At 69.0% G+C, this 1,702-nt stretch carries 2 protein-coding genes; one reads left to right on the forward strand and one right to left on the reverse strand.

Translation table 11 applies throughout. The features are described from left to right. Nucleotides 1-120 precede the first annotated feature (120 nt). Nucleotides 121-687 (forward strand): hypothetical protein, encoded by a 567-nt coding sequence (locus ACIRPX_RS45900; RefSeq protein WP_266600637.1) that lies wholly within the window; start codon nt 121-123, stop codon nt 685-687. Here the strand turns inward: ACIRPX_RS45900 and ACIRPX_RS45905 are convergent. Then, a complete protein-coding gene (locus ACIRPX_RS45905; RefSeq protein ID WP_404206133.1) occupies nt 605-1,435 on the reverse strand; it encodes an IS5 family transposase in 831 nt (276 codons plus the stop codon). The genes ACIRPX_RS45900 and ACIRPX_RS45905 overlap by 83 nt on opposite strands. Nucleotides 1,436-1,702: the final 267 nt, after the last annotated feature.

The raw sequence follows: 1,702 nt of genomic DNA on the forward strand, positions 1-1,702 counted from the left end.
AGTGCGTTGTGGCAAAGGGAGTCCCTGTTCGATGAACAGGGACTTCTTCGTGTGCGGGGCATGATCGCGGAGGTGTAGGGGCAGGCAGCGGACGGTTTGTTGTGGATCGAGGAGGTCGCGATGCCGTCGGTGCTGGGGTTGATGGAACAGCGTGAGGCGCGGGCGAGGCAGGATCTGGAGTCCTGGACGGAGGTTCTGGAGCAGGCTCAGGCCGAGGTGGATGCCGCGCGGGAGCGAGTCGAGCGGGCCCGGGTGGGGCGTGAGGAGCTCGTGTCGGTGCTGGCCGGGGAGAGCCCGGTGAATACGCCGGTTTCCGTGCCGTCCGGTGGTGAGATGGCTGCCGTCGTGGGATCGGGCGGCCCCGGCGCGGGGCACGGCGAGCGGCCGCCGGTGTGGCGGTCGGGCATGGGCGAGGAGGTGCTCAGCGGCCTGTATCGGGAGGTGTTCGCCGCGGTGATGACCGCTTCGGGGCCGATGAACGGGGTGGAGCTGACGCGGGCGGTGGGCCGCGAAGCAGAGATCAAGAACGAGGTGGAAAAGATCCGGCACCGTGCCTACGTGCTGGAGAAGCGGGGCTGGCTGGTGCGGGCGAAGGACGGACGGTTCATGCCCGCGCCCGGAGCAGTCGGCCGGGACGCTTCTCCGGCCAGCGCGGAGCGTCCCCGGCGAGGCGCCGGGACAGCCTGATCACGGCGGCCCACCACACCATCTGAGCGTGGTGGTCGAGGCGGCGTTCGTGGTCGCGGTTGAGGCGGCGTGAGCGGGAGAGCCAGCTCAGCGTGCGCTCCACCACCCACCTGCGGGCCAGTACGACAAATCCGCGCCTGCCGTCGGAGCGGCGCACGACCTCGACGCGCACCCCGTGACGGGCGAACGCCTCGGCCAGTGCGGGGCCCTGGTAGGCGCTGTCGACCCACACCAGCTTCAGCAGCCGGCCCGGCTGGTCCATGAACGTCTCCAGCAGCGCGGGGGCGGCCTTGGAGTCGTGCACATCGGCCGTCGTCACGGTCACCTCCAGGAGCAGGCCCTCGGTATCGGTCAGGATGTGACGCTTGCGCCCGTCGCGTGACTTGCCGCCGTCGTATCCGCGACTGTCCTCACCGACGGTCTCGGAGGCGTCCACCGACTGACTGTCGATGACTCCCGCACTGGGCTCAGTGTTGCGGCCTGAGCGTTCCCTCGCCGTGCGGCGCAGGCGTTCGTGCAGTTCACGCACGTAGCCGCAGGCCCGCCAGCGGCGGAAGAAGTCGTAGACCGCCCGCCAGTACGGGAAGTCGACCGGCATGGCCACCCACTTCACGCCGTTGTCGACCAGGTAGCGCACAGCGTCGAGTATCTCGCGGTGGCAGTACGCCTCCGGACGCCCGCCCCGCTTCAGCAGCCAGGCCGGCACCGGCATCGCGGAGCGGACCTCGGCCCACTCCGCATCCGTCATGTCACTCGGATAGCAGCCTGCCCGCCGTCCCGGAGCGATCGAACCGAACCTGTGCACGTAGCAGTCACACCCAGGGGTGACCGCAGTAGACGCAGCCACAGTGGTGCTGCTCAACTGATCAGGCAACGGGCTTCCTTGGTCGTGCTGGTGTCGTAACCGCGTCACTACCAAGGGGCCCGTTCTCTCATGCCCGCGACCGCACCCGAACCTCAGTCCAGACGACCACCCGCTGCCGCTCGAACAAGATCCGGTTTGCCACAACGCACT

Source organism: Streptomyces sp. NPDC101225 (genome assembly GCF_044767585.1).
Classification (GTDB): domain Bacteria; phylum Actinomycetota; class Actinomycetes; order Streptomycetales; family Streptomycetaceae; genus Streptomyces.